The 969-nt window shown below is 69.9% G+C and carries 1 protein-coding gene and 1 pseudogene; both read left to right on the forward strand.

The window, feature by feature from the left end; translation table 11 throughout:
• A pseudogene (locus B3E43_RS16135) lies at positions 1-139 on the forward strand (acyl-CoA dehydrogenase); the annotation flags it as partial.
• Positions 140-146: 7 nt separating this feature from the next.
• On the forward strand, positions 147-969 hold an 823-nt coding region (locus tag B3E43_RS10615), incomplete at its 3' end, for a CaiB/BaiF CoA transferase family protein (protein WP_292029258.1).

Here is a 969-nt window from a genome sequence, read left to right on the forward strand (position 1 = left end):
CGGCGGCAACGGCATCTCCGACGAATTCGGGGTCATCCGCCACGTCGTGAACCTCGAAGTCGTGAACACCTACGAGGGCACGCAAGACATCCACGCGCTGATCCTCGGCCGGGCGCAGACCGGCATCGCGGCGTTCTGAAGCGGCAATGACCGGCGCCCTCGCCCACCTCAAGGTGCTCGACCTGTCGCGCGTGCTGGCCGGGCCGTGGGCCAGCCAGCTGCTCGCCGACCTCGGCGCCGAGGTGATCAAGGTCGAGAAGCCGGGCAGCGGCGACGACACCCGTCACTGGGGGCCGCCGTGGCTGGCCGGTGGCAATGGCGAGGCGACCGGCGAGGCGGCCTATTTTCTCTGCACCAACCGCAACAAGCGCTCGCTGACCGTCGACATCACGCATCCCGCAGGGCAGGCCATCGTCCGTGAACTCGCCGGCGACGCCGATGTCGTCATCGAGAATTTCAAGGTTGGCGGACTCGCCCCCTACGGCCTCGACTACGCCAGCCTGCGGGCCCTCAACCCGGCGCTCGTCTATTGCTCGATCACCGGTTTCGGCCAGGACGGCCCCTACGCGGCGCGCGCCGGCTACGACTTCCTGATCCAGGGCATGGGCGGGCTGATGAGCCTGACCGGCGTGGCCGACGGCGAGCCAGGCGCCGGCCCGCAGAAGGTCGGCGTCGCGCTGACCGACATCCTGACCGGCCTCTACGCCGGCAACGCCATTCTCGCCGCGCTCGCCCACCGCGACCGCGCCGGTTTCCGCCACGGCGAGGGTCAGCATATCGACCTCGCCCTGCTCGACGTCCAGGTCGCCTGCCTCGCCAACCAGGCGCTGAACCACCTCGTCTCGGGCGCGCCGCCACGGCGCATGGGCAACGCCCACCCCAACATCGTGCCCTACCAGGATTTCCCGACCGCCGACGGCGACATGATCCTGGCCATCGGCAACGACGGCCAGTTCGCCCGCTTCTGCG

Source organism: Brevundimonas sp. UBA2416 (genome assembly GCF_002343105.1).
Classification (GTDB): domain Bacteria; phylum Pseudomonadota; class Alphaproteobacteria; order Caulobacterales; family Caulobacteraceae; genus Brevundimonas.